At 53.9% G+C, this 26342-nt stretch carries 17 protein-coding genes; 1 reads left to right on the forward strand and 16 read right to left on the reverse strand.

Annotated elements, in window-relative coordinates; all coding sequences use genetic code 11:
* Nucleotides 1-678: 678 nt before the first annotated feature.
* The 3 genes from DFQ01_RS24320 to DFQ01_RS24330 form a co-directional block, all read right to left on the reverse strand.
* Complete coding sequence (locus DFQ01_RS24320; RefSeq protein ID WP_110046531.1) at nucleotides 679-1377, reverse strand: response regulator transcription factor; 699 nt, start codon at nucleotides 1375-1377, stop codon at nucleotides 679-681.
* Nucleotides 1374-3119 carry a sensor histidine kinase gene (locus DFQ01_RS24325; RefSeq protein ID WP_110046533.1) on the reverse strand — a complete coding sequence of 582 codons (1746 nt, stop codon included), beginning with the start codon at nucleotides 3117-3119 and terminating at the stop codon, nucleotides 1374-1376. The genes DFQ01_RS24320 and DFQ01_RS24325 overlap by 4 nt, the downstream gene beginning before the upstream one ends.
* A 284-nt stretch (nucleotides 3120-3403) precedes the next feature.
* Nucleotides 3404-9079: an alpha-amylase family glycosyl hydrolase gene (locus DFQ01_RS24330; RefSeq protein ID WP_110046535.1), complete on the reverse strand. Its 5676-nt coding sequence runs from the start codon at nucleotides 9077-9079 to the stop codon at nucleotides 3404-3406.
* 553 nt (nucleotides 9080-9632) lie between these two features.
* On the opposite strand from DFQ01_RS24330, the gene cls reads away from it, so the two are divergent.
* A complete protein-coding gene (gene cls, locus DFQ01_RS24335; RefSeq protein WP_110046537.1) occupies nucleotides 9633-11078 on the forward strand; it encodes a cardiolipin synthase in 1446 nt (481 codons plus the stop codon).
* Between the two features lie 74 nt (nucleotides 11079-11152).
* Here the strand turns inward: cls and DFQ01_RS24340 are convergent, their stop codons facing one another.
* The 13 genes from DFQ01_RS24340 to purS all read right to left on the reverse strand — a co-directional run bounded on the left by DFQ01_RS24340 (nucleotide 11153) and on the right by purS (nucleotide 26340).
* On the reverse strand, nucleotides 11153-12154 hold the full coding sequence (locus tag DFQ01_RS24340) for an inorganic phosphate transporter (RefSeq protein ID WP_110046539.1): 1002 nt from the start codon (nucleotides 12152-12154) through the stop codon (nucleotides 11153-11155).
* Nucleotides 12155-12175: 21 nt separating this feature from the next.
* Nucleotides 12176-12787 carry a DUF47 domain-containing protein gene (locus tag DFQ01_RS24345; RefSeq protein ID WP_110046540.1) on the reverse strand — a complete coding sequence of 204 codons (612 nt, stop codon included), beginning with the start codon at nucleotides 12785-12787 and terminating at the stop codon, nucleotides 12176-12178.
* A 182-nt stretch (nucleotides 12788-12969) separates the two neighbouring features.
* Nucleotides 12970-14043, reverse strand: a complete 1074-nt coding sequence (locus DFQ01_RS24350) for a DUF3048 domain-containing protein (protein ID WP_245946863.1) — start codon at nucleotides 14041-14043, stop codon at nucleotides 12970-12972.
* Nucleotides 14044-14202: 159 nt separating this feature from the next.
* Nucleotides 14203-15021 carry an alpha/beta hydrolase gene (locus DFQ01_RS24355; protein ID WP_110046592.1) on the reverse strand — a complete coding sequence of 273 codons (819 nt, stop codon included), beginning with the start codon at nucleotides 15019-15021 and terminating at the stop codon, nucleotides 14203-14205.
* A gap of 920 nt (nucleotides 15022-15941) precedes the next feature.
* Nucleotides 15942-17207, reverse strand: coding sequence for a phosphoribosylamine--glycine ligase (purD, locus tag DFQ01_RS24360; protein ID WP_110046542.1), 1266 nt, complete (start codon nucleotides 17205-17207; stop codon nucleotides 15942-15944).
* Nucleotides 17208-17498: 291 nt separating this feature from the next.
* On the reverse strand, nucleotides 17499-19046 hold the full coding sequence (gene purH, locus DFQ01_RS24365) for a bifunctional phosphoribosylaminoimidazolecarboxamide formyltransferase/IMP cyclohydrolase (RefSeq protein ID WP_110046543.1): 1548 nt from the start codon (nucleotides 19044-19046) through the stop codon (nucleotides 17499-17501).
* Nucleotides 19047-19347: 301 nt separating this feature from the next.
* Nucleotides 19348-19563, reverse strand: coding sequence for a hypothetical protein (locus tag DFQ01_RS24370; protein ID WP_146216923.1), 216 nt, complete (start codon nucleotides 19561-19563; stop codon nucleotides 19348-19350).
* Nucleotides 19564-20004: 441 nt separating this feature from the next.
* Nucleotides 20005-20613, reverse strand: coding sequence for a phosphoribosylglycinamide formyltransferase (purN, locus tag DFQ01_RS24380; protein WP_110046549.1), 609 nt, complete (start codon nucleotides 20611-20613; stop codon nucleotides 20005-20007).
* On the reverse strand, nucleotides 20613-21659 hold the full coding sequence (purM, locus tag DFQ01_RS24385) for a phosphoribosylformylglycinamidine cyclo-ligase (RefSeq protein WP_110046551.1): 1047 nt from the start codon (nucleotides 21657-21659) through the stop codon (nucleotides 20613-20615). Before purM ends, purN begins: the two co-directional genes overlap by 1 nt.
* A 52-nt stretch (nucleotides 21660-21711) precedes the next feature.
* Nucleotides 21712-23190: an amidophosphoribosyltransferase gene (gene purF, locus DFQ01_RS24390; RefSeq protein ID WP_110046552.1), complete on the reverse strand. Its 1479-nt coding sequence runs from the start codon at nucleotides 23188-23190 to the stop codon at nucleotides 21712-21714.
* Nucleotides 23175-25421 carry a phosphoribosylformylglycinamidine synthase subunit PurL gene (gene purL / locus DFQ01_RS24395; protein ID WP_110046554.1) on the reverse strand — a complete coding sequence of 749 codons (2247 nt, stop codon included), beginning with the start codon at nucleotides 25419-25421 and terminating at the stop codon, nucleotides 23175-23177. The genes purF and purL overlap by 16 nt, the downstream gene beginning before the upstream one ends.
* On the reverse strand, nucleotides 25399-26094 hold the full coding sequence (gene purQ / locus DFQ01_RS24400; RefSeq protein ID WP_110046555.1) for a phosphoribosylformylglycinamidine synthase subunit PurQ: 696 nt from the start codon (nucleotides 26092-26094) through the stop codon (nucleotides 25399-25401). The genes purL and purQ overlap by 23 nt, the downstream gene beginning before the upstream one ends.
* A 3-nt stretch (nucleotides 26095-26097) precedes the next feature.
* On the reverse strand, nucleotides 26098-26340 hold the full coding sequence (gene purS, locus DFQ01_RS24405) for a phosphoribosylformylglycinamidine synthase subunit PurS (RefSeq protein ID WP_110046556.1): 243 nt from the start codon (nucleotides 26338-26340) through the stop codon (nucleotides 26098-26100).
* Nucleotides 26341-26342 lie beyond the last annotated feature (2 nt).

Genomic DNA, 26342 nt, shown 5'->3' on the forward strand with positions numbered 1-26342 from the left:
ACCCCTATCCAACTCCGATACTCTGATCAGCACAGTGAGGGGCGATAAATCGCTCCTATCTCTCGCGGAGTACTCACCACTACCGCATACGAGCGATAAATCACCCCTATCCAACTCCGATACTCCGATCAACACAGTTAGGGGCGATAAATCGCTCCTATCTCTCGCGGAGTGCTCACCACTACCGCATACGAGCGATAAATCACCCCTATCCAACTCCGATACTCGGATCAGCACAGTTAGAGGCGATAAATCGCTCCTCTCTCTCGCGGAGTGCTCACCACCACCTCATACGAGCGATAAATCACCCCTATCCAACTCCGATACTCGGATCAGCACAGTGAGGGGCGATAAATCGCTCCTATCTCTCGCGGAGTGCTCACCACTACCGCATACGAGCGATAAATCACCCCTATCCAACTCCGATACTCCGATCAGCACAGTGAGAGGCGATAAATCGCTCCTATCTCTCGCGGAGTACTCACCACTACCGCGTACGAGCGATAAATCACCCCTATCCAACTCCGATACTCCGATCAACACAGTTAGAGGCGATAAACCGCTCCTATCTCTCGTGGATCACTCATCACCTGCCCATTGGAGCAAAAAACGCCCCTATCCACCGCAGCAGTCCTGCTAGTGCAGATAGAGACGTTAAATCACACTGTTCAACCGCCGTTACACCGTAAACCGATAGCCCGCTCCCCATACCGTCTCGATGAACTGCGGGTTGGACGGCACGGCCTCGATCTTCTCGCGCACTCGACGGATGTGAACTGCCACGGTCGCGATGTCGCCTGCCGAATCAAAACCCCACAGTCGTTCGAACAGCTCGTCCTTGCTGAACACCCGATTCGGATGCGTCGCCATGAAGACGAGCACGTCGAACTCGCGCGCTGGCAGCAGTACTTCCTCGCCTCGGACATAGACGCGCCTAGAAGCCTTATCGATAAGAAGCTCACGCACCTGGATCTGATCCAGCTCCGGCCCCGCAGCAGCAGCGCGGCTAGTGAATCGCTCATACCTCGCGAGATGCGCCTTCGCTCTAGCGATCAGCTCACTTGGGCTGAACGGCTTCGTGATATAATCGTCGGCCCCGAGCCCGAAGCCGCGTATCTTATCGATCTCCTCGTCGCGCGCGGATACGATCAGAATCGGCACGTCGAGCTTGTCCCGAATCGCGCGGCACACGTCGAGACCGTCAGCCCCCGGCAGATTGAGGTCCAGCAGGATCAAGTCGTAGCTGCCGGACAGCGCCATGTTCAGCCCATCTTCCCCGTCATGCACCAGATCAGCCGCAAACCCATGCAGCTCAAAATAGTCCCGCTCCAGCTCCGCGATCGGCTTCTCGTCCTCGATAATCAATACTCGTTTCATTCGTCCGCACCTGCTCTCGTATCTGCTTTCCCTTCTGCCAGCGGCAGCCGAATCCGAATTGTCGTTCCATCGCCGACGCGGCTCTCCGCTTCAATCGTGCCCCCGTGGCCCTCGACGATCTGCTTGGCGATCGCAAGACCTAGCCCGCTGCCGCCTGTCTGGGAATTGCGTGCATGATCGCCCCGGTAGAACCGCTCAAAAACATGCGGCAGCACCTCGCTCCGAATACCGGCCCCATTGTCCTCGACTTCGAGGACAACCACACTTGCAGCCTTAGCTCCAGCTCTAGCGCCAGATCCAACGCCACTCATTTCCTTCATACCGCGGGAACCGCTGTCCATACGACCGACAGCCCCAACTGCACGATCGCTGCCTTTGACTACATCGGGACCGTTATCCAACCGACCACTAGCCTCAACAGCCCCGTCGCTACCCTTGCCCAAGCCCAGCCTATTCTCCAACTGTCCACCGAACCTATCAACTCCGATTACGGTACCAGTTTCAATCCCAACACGCAGCGTGATCCGCTTCTGCTCCTTGTCCATAAACTTCGCACTGTTCTGCACCAAGTTATCGACGACCCGCTTCAGCTTCGCGCGATCCGCCATTATGACCGCCTTGCGATGCGACAGCGCCGACACATCGGTACCTACCGAGAACGCAAATACTACCTCTATCCCCTGCTCTCCAAGCTCGAAGCCGATCTCCTCCGCCGCATCCTGCGCGAACGCCACGAGATCGATTGGTTCAAAAGAATAAGGCTCTCGCTTCAAATCCAGCTTCGAATAGAGCAGCAGCTCGTCGACGAGCCGTCCCATATCCGTTACTTTGTCGTGTATCGTACCGACATACTTATCCAGCTTCTCAGGCGTATTCGCCAACCCGTCTCGAATGCCCTCGACATATCCTTTGATCGTCGCAATCGGCGTTTTCAAATCATGCGAGATGTTCGAGATCAGCTGCTTCCGGTTGTCCTCGTACTGCAATTGGAGCTGGATCGATTCATTAAGGCGACGCCTCATTTCTTCGAATGTCATGCTGAGCTGCCCGATTTCATCGCGAGACTGCGGTTTCAGCTCGAACTGCAAGTCGCCCTCCTTGATCTGCTCGGCTGAACGCCGGAGTACATCGAGCGGCCGCACAACCGAACGCGTCACATAGCGATACAGCAGCAGTCCCGTCAGCAGAATGACCGCAAGCAACACCAAGATGAGAATCGGTAGCAGCGTCCGCACCACTTCCGTCCAAGGGCTCCTCTCCCTCATCACGTACAGACTGCCATGCTCGCCATCCGGGAATGGGAAATCGAATTTCGCATAGGAGAAAAATCGATTGCCAACGTTCAACGTGCTGCGAATCGCGTTGTTCGCGGCATCATAGACAGGTAGCGCCTCGCTCATCTTCGATTCTGCGAGCGAAGGCGACGCATACGTAATCGTATCGTCCTTCCGGACGAACAGGCCGGCTTGGACCATTTTGAGCTTAAGGTCATAGGATGCCAGAAGCTGTTGGTCGTTCAACTGCGCCGGGTCCTGCTTGGCGAGATATTTGAGATCAAGGAAGATCGATTCCTCCTCGTCCGTCAGCGGATGGATCGAATAATGGATATTATAAAAGCTGCTGATGCTGCGCATGTCGCCTGTAATCGCCACCGAGCTTAAGAAAGCCGTCAGGACGAACAGCACGATCGCAACAGCCACCACGGCCGAGAACGACAGCAGCAGCCGAATTCGGATGGACATATCGTCCTCCCCCTTTCTTTCGGTTAGTATACCGCAACCCCGTTCGCGTGGAAAAGAAAAAATCCCACCGCGCCAACGCACTCGCGACGACAGCAGCGATAGGTACCTCGTCTATGACAGCCCATTTCACTCCCGCCGCTACTCTTGCTGATACACTCACTCAGTACATCCTACTCTCTCTAATCCATCCACATAAGATCCCATTGAAAAAGCCCTCCCAAAGCGCATCGCTGCACTTCGAAAGGGCCTCCCTACCTAACTAAATCTATTCTTCTAGCTTAGCCTTACAGCAATCCAGCCGCACGCAGCATCCGTGCGAACACCGTCGCTACTTCCGCGCGGGTTGCATGGCTGTCAGCGTTGAAGTGATGCGCGGTGTCGCCTTGCATGAAGCCTGCGCCTACGATGTAAGCTACCGCTTCCTCTGCCCATGCTGCAATGCTTGCGCTGTCCGTCAGACCAGCAAGCGCATCGCTGCTGCCGTCATCAGCAGCAGGCAGACCGAGCAGCTCAGCAGCACGTGCGAGCATGACCGCCATTTGCTGACGCGTGATTGGCGCATTCGGCGCGAATTGATCTGCCGACAGGCCGTTCACGAGCTGCAACGCGAACGCATTGGCAACATCGCCTGCGTACCAAGCATTCGATGGTACGTCTGCGAATGACGCCGCCTCACCGACGTTAGCAGCTGCCAGTGCATCTTTACCTGCTTGCTGCAACGAGATTGCACGGATCAGCAGAGTCGTAAACTCCGCACGCGTAATCTCGCCCTTCGGATCGAAGTTACCATTCGCACGGCCTTTGATCACGCCAAGCTTCACAAGCGCTTCAATATCCTTCTGCGCCCAGTGTCCTTGTACATCAGGGAACGATACTGCACCACCTGTACCACCATTTTCGTTACCAGTACCACTGCCTTCAGTTCCGGTGCCGGTGCCGGTATCCGTCTCAGTACCTTCACCGTTATTCGAATCATTCCCTCCGCTGACCATGGTACCGCCCGTATTGCCATTGCCGCTACCATTTCCATTACCATTACCATTACCATTACCATTACCGTTACCTTCACCATCGCCATTACCTTCACCACTGCCGTCATCATCGGCCGTGCGCGTAATCGTCATCGTGATCGTCTTCGTGGCTTGGCTCTTACGTCCTTGGTCTGTATACCAAGCCTGTGCCAGCGTCTCGGCCGTAGGCTCGATATGCAGGACGAACGTATTCACGCCAACTTCAAGCGGCAGCGACTCCAGCTCCACATTACCGCGCGCATCCATCGCGCTGCTGGCAATCGGCTCTCCGTTAATGGTGAACGCAACGCCGTATGGCACAACAGCCTTCAGCTTTGCACTTGCTTCATCTGTCGTATACGCGATGTCTTCACCAAACGATTGGCGAGGCATCGTCACGATCATCGGCATATCCACCCAACGCAGCACGTAGTCATCGATGAGCATTTGGTTGCCGCCTTGATTCTGAACGGTCAGCCTCATGTTCGTGTCAGTCGAGCTGTACGCCCAGTTCCCGTAGTCTGTCGTATCGTTCGCATTGCGGGTATGGCTCGTGAACGCCTCTGTCGTCCAAGTACCACGCGTATATTTGTACTCGATGCTCTTGCCTGCCATCATCTTGAACTTATATTCGACCACATCGCGGTTCGTCGCACCGCTAGGAACCGTCAGCTTCGTACCGCTAGCGTTCCAGCCGTTCTCCGAACCCGCTAGGTAGATATCATCGGTAGCTGGTGTATACGATGGCAGATGCAGACGAAGCGTCACATCGACCATCACCAGCTTCGGCGTCACCGCTTGCGTCGCCGACAACCCACGATTGTAAGCCGCATCATAGGAGGTAACGTAGTACACATAGTTCTTATCGTTGCTCACCGCTAAATCCGTGTACGTTACCGCATCAGCCGCCAAGGTTGCAATCCGCTTGAAAGCGGCGTCGCCCGGCGATTGGCGGAACACTTCATGCCCAACCGGCACCTCAAACGGCTCTTCGTCTTCACCCGCTACAGGCTGCGTCCAATGCAGCTGCACCCGGTTCGACTCTACCGTAATCGGCAGCAGCACTGGCGCCGGTGGCGCTGTCGTATCGCTCGTGTTGGCAAGGGCATTCAGCGACGCGCCATCTGATTGCGTGAACGACTCTCCATTATTCGTCGACACCTTCGCATAGTACCCAAACACACCCGCTTCTGTTGGTTCAAAACTTGCCCAATACACTTTTTCACCCGAACCTGTGTCGGACAAGTACCGAAGCTTCGTCTCCGCTGCCGTTGTCACACCGCTTGCCACGTTGTAGTAGACAAGCTTCGCAACGAGTCCTGACGCTTCCTTACCCGCCAGCGTTGGATCATCCGTCAGCCCGCTGGCTGCGATCGTCACTTGAATCTGCTCCGTCTTGCTGCCCGTACCGATCGTCAAATCCGGTGCTGTTTGTGTAATCGTCACGCTATCGATGACGAATGCCGGCAGCGCCGATACCATATCGCTCATGATGCTCTCGGAATCGCCGCTGACAGCCGTTACTGCATAGTAATATTTCGTGCCGTTCTTAACAGCGGTATCCGTATACGAACCACCCGTAGAACCTTCCCCACCAGCTGGTACGGAACCGATCAGCTCCACGCTGCCGCCTTCAATTGCAGCGCGATACACGTTATAGCTACTCGCGCCCGGCGTTTCGTTCCAAGTCAGCTCGACTGAACCATTGCCGCCTACTGCCGCCAGTCCTTGCACCTCCGCTGTAGAGGACAGCTCGTGATCGGATACCAGCATGTAGCCGGTAAGCGCTGGAATCGTCAGCGTAATCTTGCCGCCGGATACAGCTGCCGTCACACCGCTGCCAAGTGCATCCGTGAATGTCAGTCCTTCTGGCAAATAACCAGCCACATTCGCTTCGATCGTCTGCGCGGACTCGCCGCGGTTCACAATGACGAGACCTGCCTCTGTCGCGTTCTTACGAGCATAAGCGATGACATCGCCTTGCGCGTAAGCCGTCTTCAGATCGCCCGTGCTGAACACATCGTGATCGTGACGGACAGCTGCAGCCGTCTTATACATATTGAACAGTGGCGCATACACGCCTTGGCCGCTGTACGTACCGTTATCGGTTGTTACCCGCTCCCATGGGAACGTTCTTCTCGAATCCGGATCCTTTGTGCCTGCCAGACCTACTTCGTCACCGTAGTAGATCGTAGGTGCGCCCGGATAGCCAAGCTGGAACAATGCCGTCAGCGCCTGAAGTTTCAGTGCGCGGTCATTCGCATCAGGAGCAATCACGAGATGCTGCTCTTCCCAGTCTGGATGCTCCAGCTTCGTAATGCTGCGCGTCGTGTCGTGGGAGTCGACGAGGTTGAGCATCGACTGCCATGCCTGCTCTGGATAATCCTCGCGAATAGACTCAAGCGAATCGTTCATCGTTGCAGCGTCCCCGTTGATCATGAACGCTTGCAGCGCCGAACGGAAACGATAGTTCATAACCGAGTCGAATTGATCGCCCAGCAGGAACTTCGTTGCAACGCCCCACTCTTCACCGAGAATGATCGGATCGTCGATAATATCGCCGTTCACGTTCGTACGGCCTTGAACGGACTTCACTGCCTCACGGAATTTCGCCCATGTGCCGCTCGATACGTCCGGCGCTACGTCCAGACGCCAGCCGCTTGCACCAAGCCACTCCCAGCGCTGCGATACGGTACTTTGCATCGAAGCCGCTGCTTCTTCGTCGCTTTTGCCTGTCAGGTCATGCCCGATGACCTCATCGCGGTAGTTTACATTGTTCCATTCATGCTGGCCTTCCAGTGCCAGCGTGTCGCCTGGCTGCGGCTCAACCGCATCCATGACTGGCAGCGAATCGTAGCCCCACCATGCATCATATTTGTAACGATAATTGCCGTCTGTGTCTGCAACCTTCTCATTCGACACCGTAAACCAGGTCGTATACGTAAAATCTTCTGGATACTTATAATTCGTGCCCGTCAGCGGATTGATCTGCGCCGTGAACGAATCGATCACCTGCTGCTCCGCATCCTGCTGCGTCTTGCCGCTGTTCACCAGATTCCATACCTTGGACCAATACTCGTAAGCGCCGATCTCTGGATATTTCTCATAGCGGTCAAAATAGATCGAGTCATCGCCCACATGGTTGAACACGCCATCCATAATGAGGTGAATGCCACGCTGTGTCGCTTGCTTCGTAAACTCGCTAAATATGCGATCCGACGCGATCCTCGTCGCCTCGTAATCAAGACCAGACTTCGGATCGCCCGGCGTATTGTATACCGGCTCGCCGAACATCGGGTCCAGATGCTTGTAATCCGTTGCATCGTACTTATGATTCGATGCCGCCCATGCAACTGGGTTCAGGTAGATGGCCGTAATGCCGATCGATTGCAGGTAGTCCAGCTTCTGCCCGATACCTGCGATGTCACCGCCGTAGAATTCGTTCGACCATACGCCGTCCGACTTCGCGTTCGGATAATACGGCTTATTCTCCGGCGTCGTCCGGTCCGGATTCTCCGGCACGTCCGACCAGCTGCCCCATACTTGATCCGGCGTCGGATCGTTTGGTACGCCGCCATCGAAATATTGGCTCTTCGTCGTTGTAATGGACGCCTCGCTGCCATCCGCATCATCGCGGACGCCGCGCACGCCATCTACAACCTTCGCCCGGTTGTTCGTCTGGTCGCCATCGAAGAATCGATCGACGAACAGCTGATACACAACCGCTTCCTTAATCCAGTCCGGCGTCGTATAGCCCGCTTTGTAGATCGTCAAATCGTAAGGGAGCGCGCCTTCATCCGCTGCTGCGCCTGCACCGCCGCGAACGCCGTCATCTCCGTATTCCACCTTCGTGCTGCCATCGATCAGAATGAATTTATAGCCCCAAATGCCGTATGGAGCGAGATCCTGCTTCGGAATAATCGCTTCGTAGTAATCTTTGCCGCCCGTGGTCGTCGTCTTCGCCATATCGTACGTACGTGCGAAGCCCGTCCCGTCGGTCAATTCAACACGCGCAAGCTCCACGTCGCCTGCTTGTGCCGCAATCCGAAGCGTCAAATCCTGCGAACCTTCTTCAATTGCACCGAACGGCTTCTTGTATGTAACCGATCGGCTGTCGAACACGATCGCGTCCTTGTTAATTTGACCGTCGAACTCTTGATCCTTCGGCTGATAGTTATGCGACAGCTTCTCCGCTGCCATATCGAGCGTGAACGTCACATCGGCAGGGTCCAGCACGTTCACGAGCAGATTCGAACCGTCCTTGCCGCTCGCTCCATAGTTAACGGTCCAGCCGCCGCCAAGCGTCACCTTCGCCTCGTAATTGCCGACAGGCAGCGAGCGCTGCAGCTTGAATACGGAACCATCGAAGTTGTAGTCGACGAACATCTGCTGTGCGTTCTCTGGGCTCCACTCCGACTCGCCGAATACCGACTGAATGCTGCCTACCAGACGAGGCCAGCTGTCAAGCGCCACCGTTGGAACATACTGCTGTAGATTCGTTACACCAGGCAAGCTGACGCGAGCCTGACCAATCTCTTCATTGATATAGAAACGTACTTCAGTTGCTTCTGTACCGGGCACCGTCATGCTGAAGTTGTTGCCCTCGTTGCTGAAGCCGTCCCACGTCTCATTCTTCGTCAGCTTAAACTCATAATTGCCCGGCGCAAGCGTAAGCGCCAGCATATAGAAGCCGCCTGCTAGGTGCTTGAACTGGTTGGCCGCGTCGCTATTGTTCCAGCTGTTGAAGCTGCCTGTTGCATACCAGCGGTTTGCGCCTCCCGGCTGGCCAGCTCCATAATCCGGGTCGAGCGGCAGAACGGTTCCGCCTCCAGCAGTCCCGCCATCGTCCGCATAAGCTCTGCCGCTCGATAGCGCAGCGCCTGCGAAGCATTGAATGAGAACCACAAGACAAATAACGAATAGATAGGCCTTCTTGGTTCGATGTCTCATCAATTGTGTACCTCCCTGAAATCGTATTCATATTGGACCGTGCAGCCTGTTACCGTCCCTTGCATCTGCTCTTTCCCTCGTTGCAGCCCGAACCTTATGCTGTAGTTTATTCGATTTCCAAGCAAATGGACTGCCCAGTAATCGGCATCATTTCCTGCGAAATCTGTGCAACTATAGTGCAAACGTTTGCACAAAATGCATGAATAAACGATTGCCTATAACCAACCTGCAAAAGCAGGCATAGCAAAGCAACCGACATCGAGTCACAGCATTATTCGATACAGCAATGGATTACAACGTGTAAGAACTAGAAATGCAAATGAGGAAAGATACATTCTTGATGTTGAGGAAGCAGCAGATTAAGTGGTAACGTTTGCACAATTCGGTGAATCGATCATATCACCGTCTTGTAAGCGTTGTCAACAGACGATTTCGATTTGTCTGGTACCTCTCTACTGTTTCGCGTATCTTTCTTGACGCCTTTACAGAAAATAGGTAAGATGCAATGTGCAACGTTTATTCATGTTTTATTCATATTAGGGAGTATCAACCGATGACTTGGAATTCCGATCTTACCTTATTATTATTACCTATTAATATCCTGCTCGCGATCGTTGTCGTCTTCATGGAACGACGCAATGTCGCGGCAACCTGGTCCTGGCTCATGGTACTGCTGTTCGTACCCGTGCTCGGCTTCGTGCTGTATATGATCCTCGGGCAAAATTTGCGCAGACGCAAGCTGTACCGCTTCGATAAGCGCGACCAGACCGCGATTCTGTCGCTCGTCTCCGAGCAGGAGCAGATGCTGTCAGAGGGCTGGCCAGGGGATGACAATGGAACGATCGCAGAGCATCGCAAGCTGATCGAGATGAACATCTCCAGCGCCAGAGCACTGCTGACGCTTCATAATGAAATCGACTTCTTCACCGATGGCTTGGGCAAATTCGAGCGTTTGCTCAGCGATATTGCGGAAGCGAAGCACAGCATCTATATGCAGTATTACATCTTCAACAATGATGAGTGGGGCCGCAAGATCCGTGACGCGCTTATCGTGAAGGCACAGGAAGGTGTGCAGGTCCGGCTGCTATATGACGATATCGGCTCTCGTAAGCTCAATACGAAGTTCTTCAAGCTATTCGATGCGGCAGGCGGCGAACGGGCAGCTTTCTTCCCGTCTCGCATTCCTTACTTGAACTACCGGATCAACTACCGAAACCATCGCAAAATCGTCGTCATTGACGGGCTCATCGCCTACACCGGCGGCTTCAATGTCGGCAACGAATACGTAGGCCAAGATCCCCGCTTCGGCAACTGGCGCGATACGCATATCCGGCTGCTCGGCGAAGGCGTCCCAACCCTTCAGCGGCTGTTCCTGATGGATTGGAACCTTGCAACGAATCAGAAGATTCAAGGCTTGCCCGGACCGCTGCGTCTGCCGAATACGAAGAACCGGCTGCCTATGCAGTTTGTCGCTGGAGGACCAAGCAGTCAGTCGTTCCACATCGAGAATGCGCTGCTTCATATGATCCATTCGGCCAAGCATTCTATTCTGCTGCAGACGCCGTATTTCATTCCAGACGAAAGCCTGCTGAGCGCTCTCCGCGTAGCGGCCCTGTCCGGCGTCCAGATTCACATTATGCTGCCGAAGCTCGCAGACCATATGTTTGTTCATTGGGCGTCCCGTTACTATGTTGGCGAGCTTCTGAGCAACGGTATTAAGTGCTACTTGTATACGAATGGCTTCCTGCATGCCAAAATGATGGTCGTCGACGGCCAAATCGCCAGCGTCGGCACAGCGAACTTCGACATTCGGAGCTTGAAGCTCAACTTCGAGGTGAACGCGATTATTTATGATCAGCCAACCGCGCAGCGGCTGGAGGAGATCTACTGGCGCGATGTCGAGGACAGCGAGCCATTCACGCTGACCGATTACAACAATCGTTCGGCTTGGAGCAAGTTCAACGAGTCGATCTCTAAGCTTGTTTCTCCTATTCTGTAAGAACATTATAAGAACATAATAAGCAGCAAAAAACCGTGCTCCGTCACATAAGTGATGAAGCACGGTTTTTATTGTTAAAGGAACAGCCATTTAATCAATTGGTACACGCCTGCTGCAACAACCATCGAGATCGGAATCGTAATGATCCACGATACGACGATCTTGCCTGCGACGCCCCACTTGACGCTGGAGAAGCGCTTCGCGCTGCCAACGCCGAGAATCGCCGATGTAATAACATGCGTCGAGCTGACCGGGAATTTCGTCAGTGTTGCTGTCATAATAACGCCGAAGGACGTAATGTCCGCTGCGAAGCCGTTGATCGGTTCGATTTTGAAAATCTTCGTACCCATCGTCTTAATAATTCTCATACCACCGATCGATGTGCCCAGCGCCATTGCAATAGCCGCCGACAGCTTGACCCACAGTGGAACGCTATCCGTCTGTTGGACATCTGCCGCCATGAGCGCGAACACGATAATACCCATTGCCTTCTGCGCATCATTCGTACCGTGTGCGAACGATTGGAGTGCGGCCGTCAGGATCTGACCCGACCGGAAGCCCTTATTCAACTGATGCGGGCTTTGATTCGCGAAGATGACCTTGAATATCCACATCACCACGAAGCCAATAGAGAATGCAATGATCGGCGAGAGAATAAGGCCTTGTACGATACTTGTGAAGCCACTGACATTAATCCCATCGAAGCCCTCCGCCGAGATTACGGCACCTGCGAGGGAGCCGATCAATGTATGCGAGGAAGACGATGGAATGCCCAGCGCCCATGTCAGCAGGTTCCACAGGATGGCAGATATAAGCGCCGCAATGACGATCTGGACGCCGTGCTCCAGCGTCAACGGGTCCGCTACCTTGCCACCGATCGTTTTCGCTACGCCTGTGAATGTCAACGCGCCGAGCAGGTTCATCGTAGCCGCAAGTAAAATGGCAACCCGCGGTTTCAGTGCCCGAGTGGATACCGTCGTAGCGATGGCGTTAGCTGTATCATGAAAACCGTTAATAAAGTCAAATCCGAGTGCTAAAATGACGACAATTGCGAGAATTACATACGATGTATCCATCTATGATCGCCCTACCCCTCGTTAGCTATTACGCATAATGATCGATTCGAGGGTGTTAGCAACGTCCTCACAATAGTCGGTCGTTTGTTCGAGCCGTTCGTAAATTTCTTTCCGTTTAATGAGCTCAATTGGATCTGTTACATTGCTGAACAGGCTAGTGATGCTGACCCGCAGCAGGTCGTCTGCTTGGTTCTCCAGCTCATTAATCGCAATGTTCGGTTCGCGCATCGCCAGCAGCTTCTTCTGGGTCAACAGATAGATCGCCTTCTTGATCTGATGCGAGCAGCGTACGATATTGTCCGCGAACAGGGAGATATATTCGTCATGCTCCTTGATCTGGTACATTTCGAAACGCGAAGCACAAGCCTCGATGCCATCGAGTACATCGTCAAGCGATTTCGTGAGTGCCATAATGTCCTCACGCTCGATTGGCGTAATGAACGTTTTGTTGAGTTCTGTCAGAATCGTATGCGTATATTTGTCGCATTGTGTCTCGTAGTTCTTCATCTGCTTAGCGAATGCACTCACATCCTGCAGCTTAGAGACGTTCTCGCCGAAGTATTCACACGCAACAACGAGTGTATCTGCCATCTCCTCTAACGTTCTAAAAAAGATATCTTTCTTCTTGAACATGCTCGATCTCCTTCGTCGATTCGGAAAGTGTAAAACGTAACGCGCCGAATTACTTGACCGTTTTTTATCTTAACACGGCTGAATGGCATATGTTAAGTTTTCGTAAAGGATTTTACATTCCGTTAACAATTTTTTTCACGGTTAGCCATTACTTTTTACAGTCTTCCCCGAATCGACAAATTTCACCCATATACCAAATGTTTCTCGAACGTCGGATTGTTAGGCACGATATGATAATAAGTGTGCCCCGGGAGCATCGATAATTCCTTGCCATCCTTCGTAATACGGATCAAATCCGACCCTTGGCGTGTCCATTCGCATGCAACAGCTTGTCCATTCTGGAACAAAACGGCTTTGCCGCCAGAAGTCAGATTGACGCTAAGTCGACCGTAATCATCCAGCGTCTTATGGTCAGCGCCTAGCACGACTACGTTTGCAGCGGATAGCTGCTCATCATTGTTCTTATCGATGTGCGGCTCGTCGTTGATCGAGCGCAGGTAGACGCCTTTGGCCGCATCGTAGGCATAGCTTACCTTGTAATCCTCCAGCAAGAACGTAATGTCAATGTTCGTTGCCGGTCCATCGTATGTACCTGCACCTTCTGCAGAGAATGGGAGCGTCGGGATCGTTACTTCACTCGCGTAATTCTTCTTCTCGGCTCCTGCGCGCATTTTGGTTAGATCGGAATAGAGGTTATGTGGCGCCTTACGCGTATTATCCCGCCAATAGTAGGGACCTGCGTTCGTAATCTCATCGAGGTAGTCCTTGTTATGATGCTGCAGCAAATCGTACGCATCCGTGCTTGCACCTGCGTGCACGATGACAGAGTGATAGGACTCGGCAATATCGATTAGATAAGGACGGATACTACGAATCGGACCGATCGGATCTGTGAAAGAGGAGCTCTGGAACACCGCAATAAGCCGGGTAATACCGCCCTCTGCGAGCACTTCCCATACGATATCAGCCTGCGTTAAGCCGGACTGCGGTCTTGCCGCTTTGAAATTGTTCACGCTCACGGCGATTGGCCGCTGCTTCTGCTCTTGCTCCAGCGGAAGTCCGGTCAGCGCTGCTGTCAGCGTCGATACGGGAGCCGGAGGCTCGGCGGTTAGATCCGTCTCGGTCTGTGTATCTGTTGTTGGCTCAGTTACAGTCGAAGTTGATTGTTCATCCTTGCCGCCTGACCCGCAAGCGGTCAATCCAAGTGCAGCGGCGAGCAGCAATGCTGCTATTTGATGCGCGCGTTTCGTCATCATTCTCGCAAATCCACCCTTCGCTTCTTGTAAGCAATAACGCTTTCAATTTCCATTTAACCACAAAAGTGGACAGCTTGTCTCCTCGAAGACATCCAGTCGTCAGCGCATTAAAAAGCCGTCCCCTGGATAAGAGGACGGCATAACCTGCCAAAAGGTTTCCTATATGCTCCAATGATGCCATTCTTCATGGCGGCGGTCCAGCCCGCTAAGCCAATTGCGCGTAACGTTGATCGCTTCCTCCTGGTGCTTGCGTGTCGAGTACGTATGATTCGCTTGGAAAATGATTTCTTTGTCGCAAATCCCTTCGCTCCGTGTCCAGAACACCTTCTGATACAAGAAGCTGTAGTCCGCCGGAATGACATCGTCACTCGTGCCATGAATGAGCAGGACGTCGCCGCCGAAACGCTTGGCGTCTTGGAACGGTTGATGCTCCTGCAAGGAGTTGAAAAATTCCGGTTTGAGCGAGTAGCCCGTATAATCGGTGCTTCCCTTCTCGATCGCCTCGTCGTAGCCTGCACGGCTTACGATACGAACGATATCCGTGAACGGATATGCGACTGGCGACCAAAGGACAAGCCGCTTCACTCTGCGGTCACGGACCGCTGTCAGCAGCGCCGTTGCGCCGCCAAGCGAGTGGCCGAGCAATACGATCCGCTGCGGATCAACCGCATCCATCGATGCTACATAATCGATCGCCGTGCGCGTCTGCGCAATCATCGACTCCAGACCAAGCTCTCCATAGTTGCCGTCGCTCTCGCCGCAGCCGCCATAGTCGAAACGCAAGACGTACGAGCCTGCAGCCGCCAGCGCTCTTGCCGCCTTCACGAACAACCGGTCCACTCCGATTCGGCTGCCCACGAAGCCATGGCATATAATAATGGCCTGATTCTTGCCTCCCGACACATCGCCTCCAGTCGGGTAATGCAATGTAGCCGTCAAATTTAATTCCTCATGTTTCAGCACCAATTGCTTCTCCATGTCGCCACCTCCGCCAATCCGCTTGTTCATATCGTCATTCACTTAGCTTGAGCCAAATTTATGTTCATCATTTCGTTTGTCATTCACTTTATGATTTCACTTTGTTTATTATTCCTACCCGTTTAGTATGAATTAACTGAATTCAGAATAACACCGTATCGTATCGTTGTCAACGGCTAATGGATAGGTTTCCATCGGACGCTCATACTAACGGTGATGAGGTTCAATTAAGGAGGTACCGTTATGCCCCTTTGGATTAATTGGCTAATGGATCATTGGATACCGACAGCGCTTGTAATCGGGCTACTCATAGCCTTTGTGTTCGTGTTCACGAACCGGAACTCCTTGTTCTACAAGGAATAACAGGGGCTCCGCCCCTTGGGCCCCATTTAAGGAGTCCTACCCACCTAAATCAACATTTCTACCCACCTAAATCCTCCCTGCTAGGGAGGACCCCCGGGGTTTCCCAACCCCGGGACCCCGGAAGGGGAAACGTAGGATCGGCAGAGGACGGGTAAAGTGACTGCGTGCTGGGACTCGCGTGCCCCTGCGGGGCACAAGCTTACTGCGGAGCTTGAAGAGCATATCTAGAGCAAAACAAAAGCCAGCAGCCTACAAACCAGCTCTAAGAGCTGAAGTTTGTAGGCTGCTGGCTTTTGTTAATGAAATAAGCGTTGCCGGGCATGCCCGGCAACGCTTATTTCTTATTTAGAACCAAAAGTAAGCTTTGACCCAAAGGGTCATGCGAGTCCTACCACCCAAGTACGTGTATACGCTTCTTTCCTTCCCACGTCCCCCATTCCGGGGTCCAGGGGTTGGAACCCCTGGGGCCCTCCCTTGCAGGGAGGGTTTGGGTGGGTAGAAAATCTTCATTTGACATTCAAAAACGGGGTCCAAGGGGCGAAGCCCCTTAATTCAGCCTAGCGCAGCGCCTTCATCGCAATATCCGTACGCGAGTGGGCACCTTCGAATTTGATGACGCTGACGGCTTCGTACGCGCGCGTACGAGCCTCTGCGATGTCGCGGCCGCGGCCTACTATACCAAGTACGCGTCCGCCGCTCGTTACGAGCTGGCCGTCCTTCGTTGCCGTACCAGCGTGGAACACAAGAGCGCCTTGCGCTTCAGCGGCTTCGATGCCTTCGATGACGCGGCCTGTTGGATACGATGCCGGGTAGTTTTCCGATGCCATAACAACACATACGTGAGCTTCGTCGCTCCACTCGATCGGCAGGTCAGCAAGCGTGCCGTTCATCGATGCTTCCACGATATCGAACAAAGGCGTCTTCAGGCGCGGCAGTACAACTTGCGTCTCTGGGTCGCCCATGCGTGCGTTGAACTCGATCGTCTTAACGCCGTTCTTCGTCATCATCAGACCCGCAAACAGAACGCCGCGGAACGGACGACCTTCGCTAACCATCGCTTTCGCCGTTGGCTTGATGATGTTCTCGATCGCTTCGTCGATGATCGACTGCTCGATGTGCGGCAACGGCGAGTATGTACCCATGCCGCCCGTATTCGGGCCTTTGTCGTTATCGAACACTTGCTTATGGTCTTGCGCTGGCGACATCGCGCGTACCGTCTCGCCGTCAACGAACGCGAGGATCGACATTTCTTCGCCCGCCAGGAATTCCTCAATAACGACACTGTTGCCGGAGTTGCCGAACACCTTGTCCAACATCATCGAACGGAGCGCTTCTTCCGCTTCTTCGAGTGTAGCTGCAACCGTAACGCCTTTGCCGGCAGCAAGGCCGTCCGATTTAACAACGATTGGCGCTTCCTGTTGACGCAGGTATGCGAGCGCTGCTTCGAAATCCGTGAACGTCTCGTATTTGGCCGTAGGGATGTCGTACTTTCTAAGCAGGTTTTTCATGAAAATCTTGCTGCCTTCGATCTCTGCCGCATTCTTGCGAGGACCGTAGGTCGGAATGCCAGCATCTTCGAAAGCATCAACGATGCCCGCTGCAAGCGGGTCATCTGGACCAACGAATACCAGATCAACTTGCTTGTTCTTCGCATATGCGATCAGCTCATCGAACTGATTAACCTTGATTGGCGCGCACTCCGCAAGCTGTGCGATACCGGCATTGCCCGGTGCACAAAATATTTCCTTCACTTTCTCGCTCTTCTGAAGCGCCCAGACGATCGCGTGCTCGCGTCCGCCGCCGCCAATAACTAGAATCCGCATGGATAGGGTAGCCTCCTAAAAGTTTTTGCACATCATTGAGCACACTTCCTGTGAAAAAACCTATATCGAGGCCATTCAAGGATGAGCGACCGCGTTCAGATGTAGGTTTTATCGCCAATAAGAATTTGTTCTTTCGATGCACTCGAAAACTTATAAATTCTTATGTGGTAAGCAAAAATTCACATCGAAAGCATACGCTTAGTAATTTCACTCAATTAAATGAACGAATGGACGCCATGCCGAGCATAGCGTCCTTCCGTATGTCTTGTTCTGTGTAAACTTAAATGTATCTTAGTGCTTGAAGTGACGAACGCTCGTGAACACCATTGCGATGTTGTGCTTGTTCGCTGCATCGATCGACTCTTGGTCTTTGACCGAGCCGCCTGGTTGGATGATTGCCGTGATGCCGGCTTTAGCAGCTGCTTCAACCGTATCGCCCATTGGGAAAAATGCATCGGATGCCAGTGCAGCACCTTGTGCGTTCTCGCCAGCTTGCTCGATAGCGATCTTAGCTGCGCCGACGCGGTTCATTTGGCCTGCGCCAACGCCGATCGTCATGTTGTCCTTCGCGAGCAGAATCGCGTTGGATTTTACGTGTTTCACTACTTTCCATCCGAACAGGAGCTGCTTCAGTTCCTCTTCTGTTGGCTTGCGGTTCGTTACCACTTGCAGGTCCGCTTCCGTCAGGGAGTGAACGTCGCTCTCTTGCACGAGCATGCCGCCGTCAACCGATGTTACGAGCAGCTCAGGCTTGCGCTCGCCAGCAGCTTGCAGTTCGCCGAGCTTGAGCAGGCGGATGTTCTTCTTCTTCGTCAGCACTTCAAGCGCTTCTGGCGTGAAGTCTGGCGCGATAATGATCTCAAGGAAGATCTCGCTCAGCAGTTGAGCCGTGTCAGCGCCGATCGTACGGTTCGCAGCAACGATACCGCCGAAGATCGACGTTGGGTCTGCTGCGTATGCTTTTTGGTAAGCCTCATGGATGTCAGCACCGATGCCAACGCCGCAAGGGTTCATATGTTTAACGGCTACAACTGCAGGCTCGTTGAATTCTTTCACGATAGCCAGTGCAGCATTCGCGTCGTTGATGTTGTTGTACGACAGCTCTTTGCCGTGCAGCTGCTCTGCCGTCGTGATGTTGCCTTCTTGTGCAAGCGGCTTGCGGTAGAAAGCAGCCTTTTGGTGCGGGTTCTCGCCATAACGAAGGTCTTGGACCTTCTCGTACGTTACCGTATACTTCTCAGGCATTGGATCGCCGAGCAGCTTGGACAGGTAGTCGCCGATGAGGGAGTCGTATGCAGCCGTGTGACGGAATACTTTCGCAGCGAGACGTTTACGCGTTTCGAGCGTCGTGTCGCCGCCAGCTTTTACTTCTTCCAGTACTTTCGCGTAGTCAGCAGCGTCAACAACGACCGATACGAAAGCATGGTTCTTAGCCGCCGAACGAAGCATCGTTGGACCGCCGATATCGATGTTCTCGATTGCGTCGTCATACGTTACGTCTGGCTTCGCGATCGTCTCAGCGAATGGGTACAGGTTAACGATAACGATGTCGATGTAGTCCAGGCCGAGGTCCTTCATTGCTTGCTGGTGCTCTTCGCTGTCACGAACAGCGAGCAAGCCGCTGTGCACAGCTGGGTGCAGCGTTTTTACGCGGCCGTCGAGAATTTCTGGGAAGCCCGTTACTTCGGAGATACCGATTACCGGTACGCCTTCTTTTTCGAGCAGCGTTTTCGTACCACCTGTCGAGATGAGTTGAACGCCCAATGCTGCAAGCTCACGGGAGAAGTCTACGATGCCCGTTTTGTCCGATACACTAATTAACGCTCTGCGAATAGCCAATTTCATGGCCCTCCTTCAACAATCTTAATATATCGCAACGGCAGCATACTGCCGTTATCGTCTTCGTTATGTCGCCCACTAGGTGGGCCGTATGTGCAGGAGTGCACATTAGGTGCATTTCTGCACCTAATTCAGCCACATGCAGCGCTCACGCGCTCATTAGGTGCATTTCTGCACCTAATTCAGCTTCACGCAGCGCTCACGCGCTCATTAGGTGCATTTCTGCACCTAATTCAGCTTCACGCAGCGCTCGCGCACTCATTAGGTGCATTTCTGCACCTAATTCAGCCACATGCAGCGCTCACGCGCTCATTAGGTGCATTTCTGCACCTAATTCAGCCACATGCGGCGCTCGCGCGCTCATTAGGTGCATTTCTGCACCTAATTCAGCTTCACGCGGCGCTCGCGCGCTCATTAGGTGCATTTCTGCACCTAACTCAGCCACACGCAGCGTTCGCGCGCTCATTAGGTGCATTTCTGCACCTAACTCAGCCACACGCAGCGTTCGCGCGCTCATTAGGTGCATTTCTGCACCTAACTCAGCCACACGCGGCGCTCACGCGCTCATTAGGTGCATTTTTGCACCTATCTCAGCCACACGCGGCGCTCACGCGCTCATTAGGTGCATTTCTGCACCTAACTCAGCCACATGCGGCGCTCACGCGCTCATTAGGTGCATTTTTGCACCTAATTCAGCTTCACGCGGCGCTCGCGCGCTCATTAGGTGCATTTCTGCACCTAACTCAGCCACGTGCGACGCTCGCGCGCTCATTAGGTGCATTTCTGCACCTAACTCAGCCACATGCGACGCTCGCGCGCTCATTAGGTGCATTTCTGCACCTAATTCAGCCACATGCACCGCTCACGCGCTCATTAGGTGCATTTCTGCACCTAATTCAGCCACACGTGGCGCTCGCGCGCTCATTAGGTGCATTTCTGCACCTAACTCCTACTCCGTCTACCCAATCGTCACGCGGCGTCCGTCGAGCGCGACGCGGCCTGCGGCGATTTGTGCCACGACCCAAGGAAGCAGCGTCTGCTCCGTCGCATGGATGCGTTCAGCGAGGGACGCTTCCGTATCGTCCTGCGCCACCTCAACAGTCCGCTGCGCGATGATTGGTCCGCTGTCAAGCCCGCCGTCCACATAGTGAACGGTAACGCCAGTCAGCTTCACACCGTATTCAAAAGCTTGTCCAATGCCGTTCACGCCCGGGAACGCCGGCAGCAGCGACGGATGGATATTGATCATGCGGCCATAAAATGGCTCGACCAGCGCAGATGTCACGATGCGCATGTAACCAGCCAGCACGATGAGTTCGACGCCGCGGCGCTCAAGCTCCGCAACAATCTCCGACTCGTAGGCTTCACGGGACGGATAGTCCTTCGGCTTGAACACGAACGTGTCCACGCCAGCAAGACGCGCCCGTTCAATGACAGGCGCCGAAGGCTTATCGCAAACCAAAAGCTCGATGGTTACATCGAGCTTTTGATCCCGTACCGCATCAGCCAGCGCTTGAAAATTCGTGCCCTGGCCGGATGCAAATACAGCAACACGCAATTGGCTCATTAGACTTCTGCTCCCGTGAACGTCACGATGCGGTTGCCCGCCGTTACGTCGCCGATCCGGTAAGCTTTCTCGCCCAGTTCAGCCAGAACGCTAAGCGCTTTGTCCGCTTGGTCAGCTGGTACAACGACTACGAGGCCGATGCCCATGTTGAACGTCGTGAACATGTCGCGGTTCGTGATGGAGCCTTTAGCCTGCATCAGGTTAAAGATCGGTTGAATCGGCCACGAGCCGTATTCGACGTTCACGTTCACACCGTCAGGCAATACGCGCGGGATGTTCTCGATGAAGCCGCCGCCCGTAATGTGCGCCATACCCTTAACCGATACTTGCTCAGCAAGCGCCAGTGCGGATTTTACATAAATTTTTGTTGGTTCGATCAGTACGTCGCCCAGCTTCGCGCCATCCAGCTCTGGAAGCGCGTCTTGCAGGCTGTAGCCGCTTTGCTCAAGCAGCAGACGGCGAACGAGCGAGTAGCCGTTGCTGTGAATGCCGCTCGATGCAATGCCGATTACCGCATCGCCAGGAGCGATCGTCGTGCCGTCGATAATTTTCTTCTTGTCTACGATACCAACCGTGAAGCCGGCGATATCATATTCTTCGCCTTGGTACATGCCCGGCATTTCTGCCGTCTCGCCGCCGATCAGCGCGCAGCCTGCTTGTTGACAGCCGTCTGCGATGCCTTTGACGATTGCTTCGATCTTCTCTGGCTCTACCTTGCCGCATGCGAGGTAGTCGAGGAAGAAGAGCGGCTCTGCACCTTGTACGATAATGTCGTTCACGCACATAGCGACCGCATCGATACCGATCGTGTCATGCTTATCCATCGCAAAAGCGATTTTCAGCTTCGTACCAACGCCGTCAGTACCGGATACGAGAACAGGCTCCTCGTATTTATCCTTGTTCAGTCCGAACAGGCCGCCGAAGCCGCCGAGATCCGTCAGCACTTCCGGGCGGAACGTCCGTTTCACATGCTTCTTCATCCGTTCGACTGCTTCATTGCCTGCCGCGATATCGACGCCGGCTTCTTTATAAGCTTCAGATGACACCAACAGTCACTCCTTATCGTTCGATCATTTACCCGCTAGTCGGGTTCTATTACTAACAGCTGCAGCTCTTGTCCGATTCTTCGTCCACCGGTGTTGGGTAGTGGTTGTTGAAGCAAGCCATGCACAGGCCGCTGTCCTCGATATCGTTTCCGATGCCCACTGTATCCACCAAGCCATTGCCGCTTAAGAAATAAAGCGAATCCGCGTTGATCGCCTTGCGAATCTCTTCGACCGTCTTCGACGATGCGATGAGCTCCTTGCGGTCAGGCGTATCGATACCATAATAGCAAGGGTTTGCAAAAGGAGGCGAAGTAATGCGTACATGCACTTCCGTCGCGCCAGCTTCACGAAGCAGGTTAACGATGCGAAGCGATGTCGTACCACGTACGATCGAGTCATCGATCATGACGACGCGCTTGCCTTCCACAATCTTGCGAACGGCTGACAGCTTCATCTTAACGCCCTTCTCGCGAAGCTCTTGAGAAGGCTGGATGAACGTCCGGCCCGTATATTTATTTTTGATAAGTCCAAGCTCGTATGGAATACCCGTCTGCTCTGCATAACCGATTGCCGCCGAAATCGACGAATCCGGTACGCCCGTTACGATGTCCGCGTCAACGAACGACTCAAGCGCCAGACGTTGGCCCATCTTCTTACGCGTCATATGCAGGTTGGCACCATGGATATCGCTATCCGGGCGAGCAAAATAAATGTACTCCATCGCACATACCGCTTTGCGAGCTGCATCCGCGAAGCGCTCTTCACGCATGCCGTCACGATCCAGAACGAGCATCTCGCCCGGCATAATGTCGCGAACGAATTCGGCACCCACAACCTCGAATGCACATGATTCCGAAGAGAAAATATATCCGTCGCCAAGCTTGGCCATCGAGAGCGGACGCAAGCCGTTCGTGTCCGATGCAACGATCAGCTTATCATTCGTCATGATCAGGAATGCGAAGCCCCCAACAACACGCTGAAGCGCGTCGCGTGCGGCCTCAACAAAGTCCTTGTCCGAACGTGCGATCAAATGGGCGATAACTTCCGTGTCACTCGACGTCTGGAAGATCGAGCCTTTGCGCTCGAGCTCCTGACGAATCTCAGGTGCGTTCACAAGGTTACCATTCGTCGCGATTGCAAGGTCGCCGTCACGGTATTTGAAGATGAGCGGCTGCGCGTTGGCCAGTCGGCTCTCGCCCGAAGTCGAGTAGCGAACGTGTCCGATCGAGCGGTCGCCTGTCAGCGTACTCAGCACATCCTGCGTGAACACTTCTTTCACCAGGCCCATGCCGCGGTGATAATTGAAGTTGCGAGGGTTGTCGCCCTCGACCGTGCAGATGCCCGAGCTTTCCTCGCCACGGTGCTGCAGTGCATGCAGCCCGTAGTAAGAAAGGGAGGAAGCGTTCGGGCAATTGAATACCCCGAATACGCCGCACTCCTCACGCAATTTGTCAAAAATATCGTCTCGTCCGATGCCTTCGTTATAATGGTCTCCGGTCCACAGCGTTAGCTGCTTCACTTCATGAGACATGGGATCGCTTCCTTCCAGACCTTCTCCAGTTGTTCAACCGGCGCGTTAACGCCTTGGTTGCCGTTCACTTGAATGTTCAGCGTTGCTGCTGCCGTTACCGTACCGATTGCTGCGTTCACTACGCCGCGCTCGTTAAGAAGTGCTTGAAGCTCAGCTGCTTTGTCAGCCTTCGCCGTGAGAAGAATACGCGATTGCGATTCGCTGAACAGTGCATGGTCAGCGCGAAGCTCCGTTGCTACGTTAACGCTAGCGCCGAGGCCCGTACCGAAGCACGATTCTGCTACTGCTACTGCCAGACCGCCCTCGGACAGGTCATGTGCCGAAGCGACGAGGCCGGCGCGGATTGCTTCGAGCACCGCGTTCTGCGTGCGCTTCTCGACTGCGAGGTCGATTTGCGGCGGACGGCCTTCTGTTTTGCCTTGCAGGACGTATTGCAGCTCGCTGCCGCCCATCTCCGCTTTCGTGTCGCCGAGGAGGACGATAACGTCGCCTTCGGATTTGAACGATTGCGTCGTAATATGATCAATGTCGTGCACGAGACCAACCATGCCGATAACCGGCGTTGGGTAGATCGCGCCTTTTGCATTCTCGTTGTACAGGGAGACGTTACCGCCGATAACCGGCGTTTCGAGCGTTACGCAAGCTTCGCTCATGCCGTCTGCCGCTTTCTCGATTTGCCAGAACACTTCAGGCTTCTCAGGGGAACCGAAGTTCAGGTTGTCCGTAACGGCGAGCGGCTCAGCACCGGAGCAAACGATGTTGCGGGATGCTTCAGCTACTGCGATACGTCCGCCTACTTCTGGATCGAGGTATACATAACGACCGTTGCAGTCCGTCGTCATCGCGAGCGCTTTGCGCGTGCCGCGAATCGTTACAACTGCTGCGTCAGAACCTGGCTGAACAGCCGTGCTCGTGCGTACCATGTAGTCGTATTGGTTGTAAACCCACTCTTTGCTTGCTACCGTCGGCGATCCGAGCACTTGCTTCAGCGCGCCCGTCAGATCCGTTACTTCTGGGTAAGCCGTCGTATCGATCTTCGCGTTCGCTGCATAGTATGCAGGCTCTTGGGACGGTTTGTTATATACCGGGCACTCGTCAACGAGCGCTTTAACTGGCATGTCGGCTACTTGCTCGCCTTTGTGGAACAGGCGGAGACGACCGTCGTCCGTTACTTTGCCGACTTTGGCACAGATAACGCCCCAACGCTCGAAAATCTCCATTGCTTGCGCTTCGTTCTCCGGCGTAACAACGAACAGCATGCGTTCTTGTGACTCGGAGAGCATCATTTCGTAAGGCGTCATGTCCTTCTCGCGCTGCGGCACGTTGTCAAGATACAGCTCAAGGCCGTTGCCTGCCTTGGATGCCATCTCGGAGCTGGAGCATGTCAGACCTGCTGCGCCCATGTCTTGGATACCAAGAACGATACCGGAGTTGATCAGCTCGAGCGTTGCTTCCATAACGAGCTTCTCCATGAACGGGTCGCCTACTTGTACCGCTGTTTTCTTCTCTTCGGATTCTTCCGACAGCTCAACGGATGCGAACGTTGCACCGTGAATACCGTCGCGGCCCGTTGCCGGACCCACGTAGAATACCGGGTTGCCAACGCCTTTTGCTACACCGCGTTGGATTTTATCGTGATCGATGAGGCCCACGCACATTGCGTTAACGAGCGGGTTGCCTTCGTAGCTTTCGTCGAACATCACTTCGCCGCCAACCGTCGGAATACCGATACAGTTGCCGTAGCCAGCGATGCCGCTGACGACGTTCTCGAACAAATATTTAACGCGATCATTCTCGAGACGACCGAAACGGAGGCTGTTAAGCGACGCGATCGGACGAGCGCCCATGGAGAAAATGTCGCGGATAATGCCGCCTACGCCCGTTGCCGCGCCTTGGTAAGGCTCGACTGCCGACGGGTGGTTATGCGATTCGATTTTGAATACAACCGCTTGGTTGTCGCCGATGTCCACGATGCCGGCGCCTTCGCCCGGACCCATCAGAACTTTCGGTCCCGTGATCGGGAACTTCTTCAGAATCGGCTTGGAGTTCTTGTACGCGCAGTGTTCCGACCACATAACGCTGAATACGCCGATTTCCGTATAGTTAGGCAGGCGGCCCAAGAATCCGCAAATAAGCTCGAATTCATAGTCGCTCACACCGAATTGCTGATAAATCTTTTGATCAACGATCTGTTGTGCTGTTGGCTCCTTAGCCGTTAACTGCTGCGCCATGTTGTTCCCTCCATGCATTCAAAATCGACGTGAACATCCGTTTGCCGTCTGCCGAACCAAGAATTTCATCAATCGCACGCTCTGGATGCGGCATCATGCCAACTACGTTGCCGCGTTCGTTGCTAATGCCTGCGATGTCGTCAATCGAACCGTTCGGGTTGGCGCCCGCTTTGTAACGGAAGACGATCTGGTTGTTCGATTGAAGCTTCGCCAGCGTCTCGTCGTCGCAGTAGTAGTTGCCTTCGCCGTGCGCGATCGGAATGTCGATGATCTCGCCTTCGTTGTATTGGTTCGTGAATGCCGTGTTGTTGTTCACAACTTCGAGCAGCGCGCTGTGGCAGCGGAACTTCAGGTTCTCGTTGCGGCGCAGTACGCCTGGCAGGAGGCCAGCTTCGGTAAGAATTTGGAATCCGTTGCAAATGCCGAGTACGAATTTGCCTTGCTCAGCAGCTTTGATAACTTCATTCATAACAGGAGCGAAACGAGCGATTGCGCCGCAGCGCAGGTAGTCGCCGTAGGAGAAGCCGCCTGGTACGAGAATCGCATCATAGCCGGACAAGTCCGTCGCTGTGTGCCATACGAAGTCGACCTTTTGACCGACTGTATCTTCTACTGCTTTGTAGCAGTCGATGTCGCAGTTGGAGCCCGGAAATACGAGTACCGCAAATTTCACGTCTTAGCCCTCCAGTTCAACACGATAGTCTTCAACAACAACGTTAGCCAGCAGCTTCTCGCACATTGCCTTCACGCGTGCTTCCGCTTCCGCTTTATCGTTCGTGTCCAGTTCAAGCTCGAGGTATTTACCGATACGTACGCTGCCTACTTCTGCGAAGCCCATTGTATGGAGTGCGCCTTGAACCGCCGTTCCTTGCGGGTCCAATACGTTTTCTTTAATCGTCACGTAAACCTTTGCTTTCATGT

This window comes from Paenibacillus cellulosilyticus (assembly GCF_003182255.1).
Taxonomy (GTDB): domain Bacteria; phylum Bacillota; class Bacilli; order Paenibacillales; family Paenibacillaceae; genus Paenibacillus_T; species Paenibacillus_T cellulosilyticus.

Coding starts and splice junctions, on each gene's coding strand:
- DFQ01_RS24320 (WP_110046531.1), bottom strand. CDS start 1,377: ATGAAACGAGTATTGATTATCGAGGACGAGAAGCCGATCGCGGAGCTG.
- DFQ01_RS24325 (WP_110046533.1), bottom strand. CDS start 3,119: ATGTCCATCCGAATTCGGCTGCTGCTGTCGTTCTCGGCCGTGGTGGCT.
- DFQ01_RS24330 (WP_110046535.1), bottom strand. CDS start 9,079: ATGAGACATCGAACCAAGAAGGCCTATCTATTCGTTATTTGTCTTGTG.
- cls (WP_110046537.1), top strand. CDS start 9,633: ATGACTTGGAATTCCGATCTTACCTTATTATTATTACCTATTAATATC.
- DFQ01_RS24340 (WP_110046539.1), bottom strand. CDS start 12,154: ATGGATACATCGTATGTAATTCTCGCAATTGTCGTCATTTTAGCACTC.
- DFQ01_RS24345 (WP_110046540.1), bottom strand. CDS start 12,787: ATGTTCAAGAAGAAAGATATCTTTTTTAGAACGTTAGAGGAGATGGCA.
- DFQ01_RS24350 (WP_245946863.1), bottom strand. CDS start 14,043: ATGATGACGAAACGCGCGCATCAAATAGCAGCATTGCTGCTCGCCGCT.
- DFQ01_RS24355 (WP_110046592.1), bottom strand. CDS start 15,021: ATGGAGAAGCAATTGGTGCTGAAACATGAGGAATTAAATTTGACGGCT.
- purD (WP_110046542.1), bottom strand. CDS start 17,207: ATGCGGATTCTAGTTATTGGCGGCGGCGGACGCGAGCACGCGATCGTC.
- DFQ01_RS24370 (WP_146216923.1), bottom strand. CDS start 19,563: ATGAGCGCGCGAACGCTGCGTGTGGCTGAGTTAGGTGCAGAAATGCAC.
- purN (WP_110046549.1), bottom strand. CDS start 20,613: ATGAGCCAATTGCGTGTTGCTGTATTTGCATCCGGCCAGGGCACGAAT.
- purF (WP_110046552.1), bottom strand. CDS start 23,190: ATGTCTCATGAAGTGAAGCAGCTAACGCTGTGGACCGGAGACCATTAT.
- purL (WP_110046554.1), bottom strand. CDS start 25,421: ATGGCGCAGCAGTTAACGGCTAAGGAGCCAACAGCACAACAGATCGTT.
- purS (WP_110046556.1), bottom strand. CDS start 26,340: ATGAAAGCAAAGGTTTACGTGACGATTAAAGAAAACGTATTGGACCCG.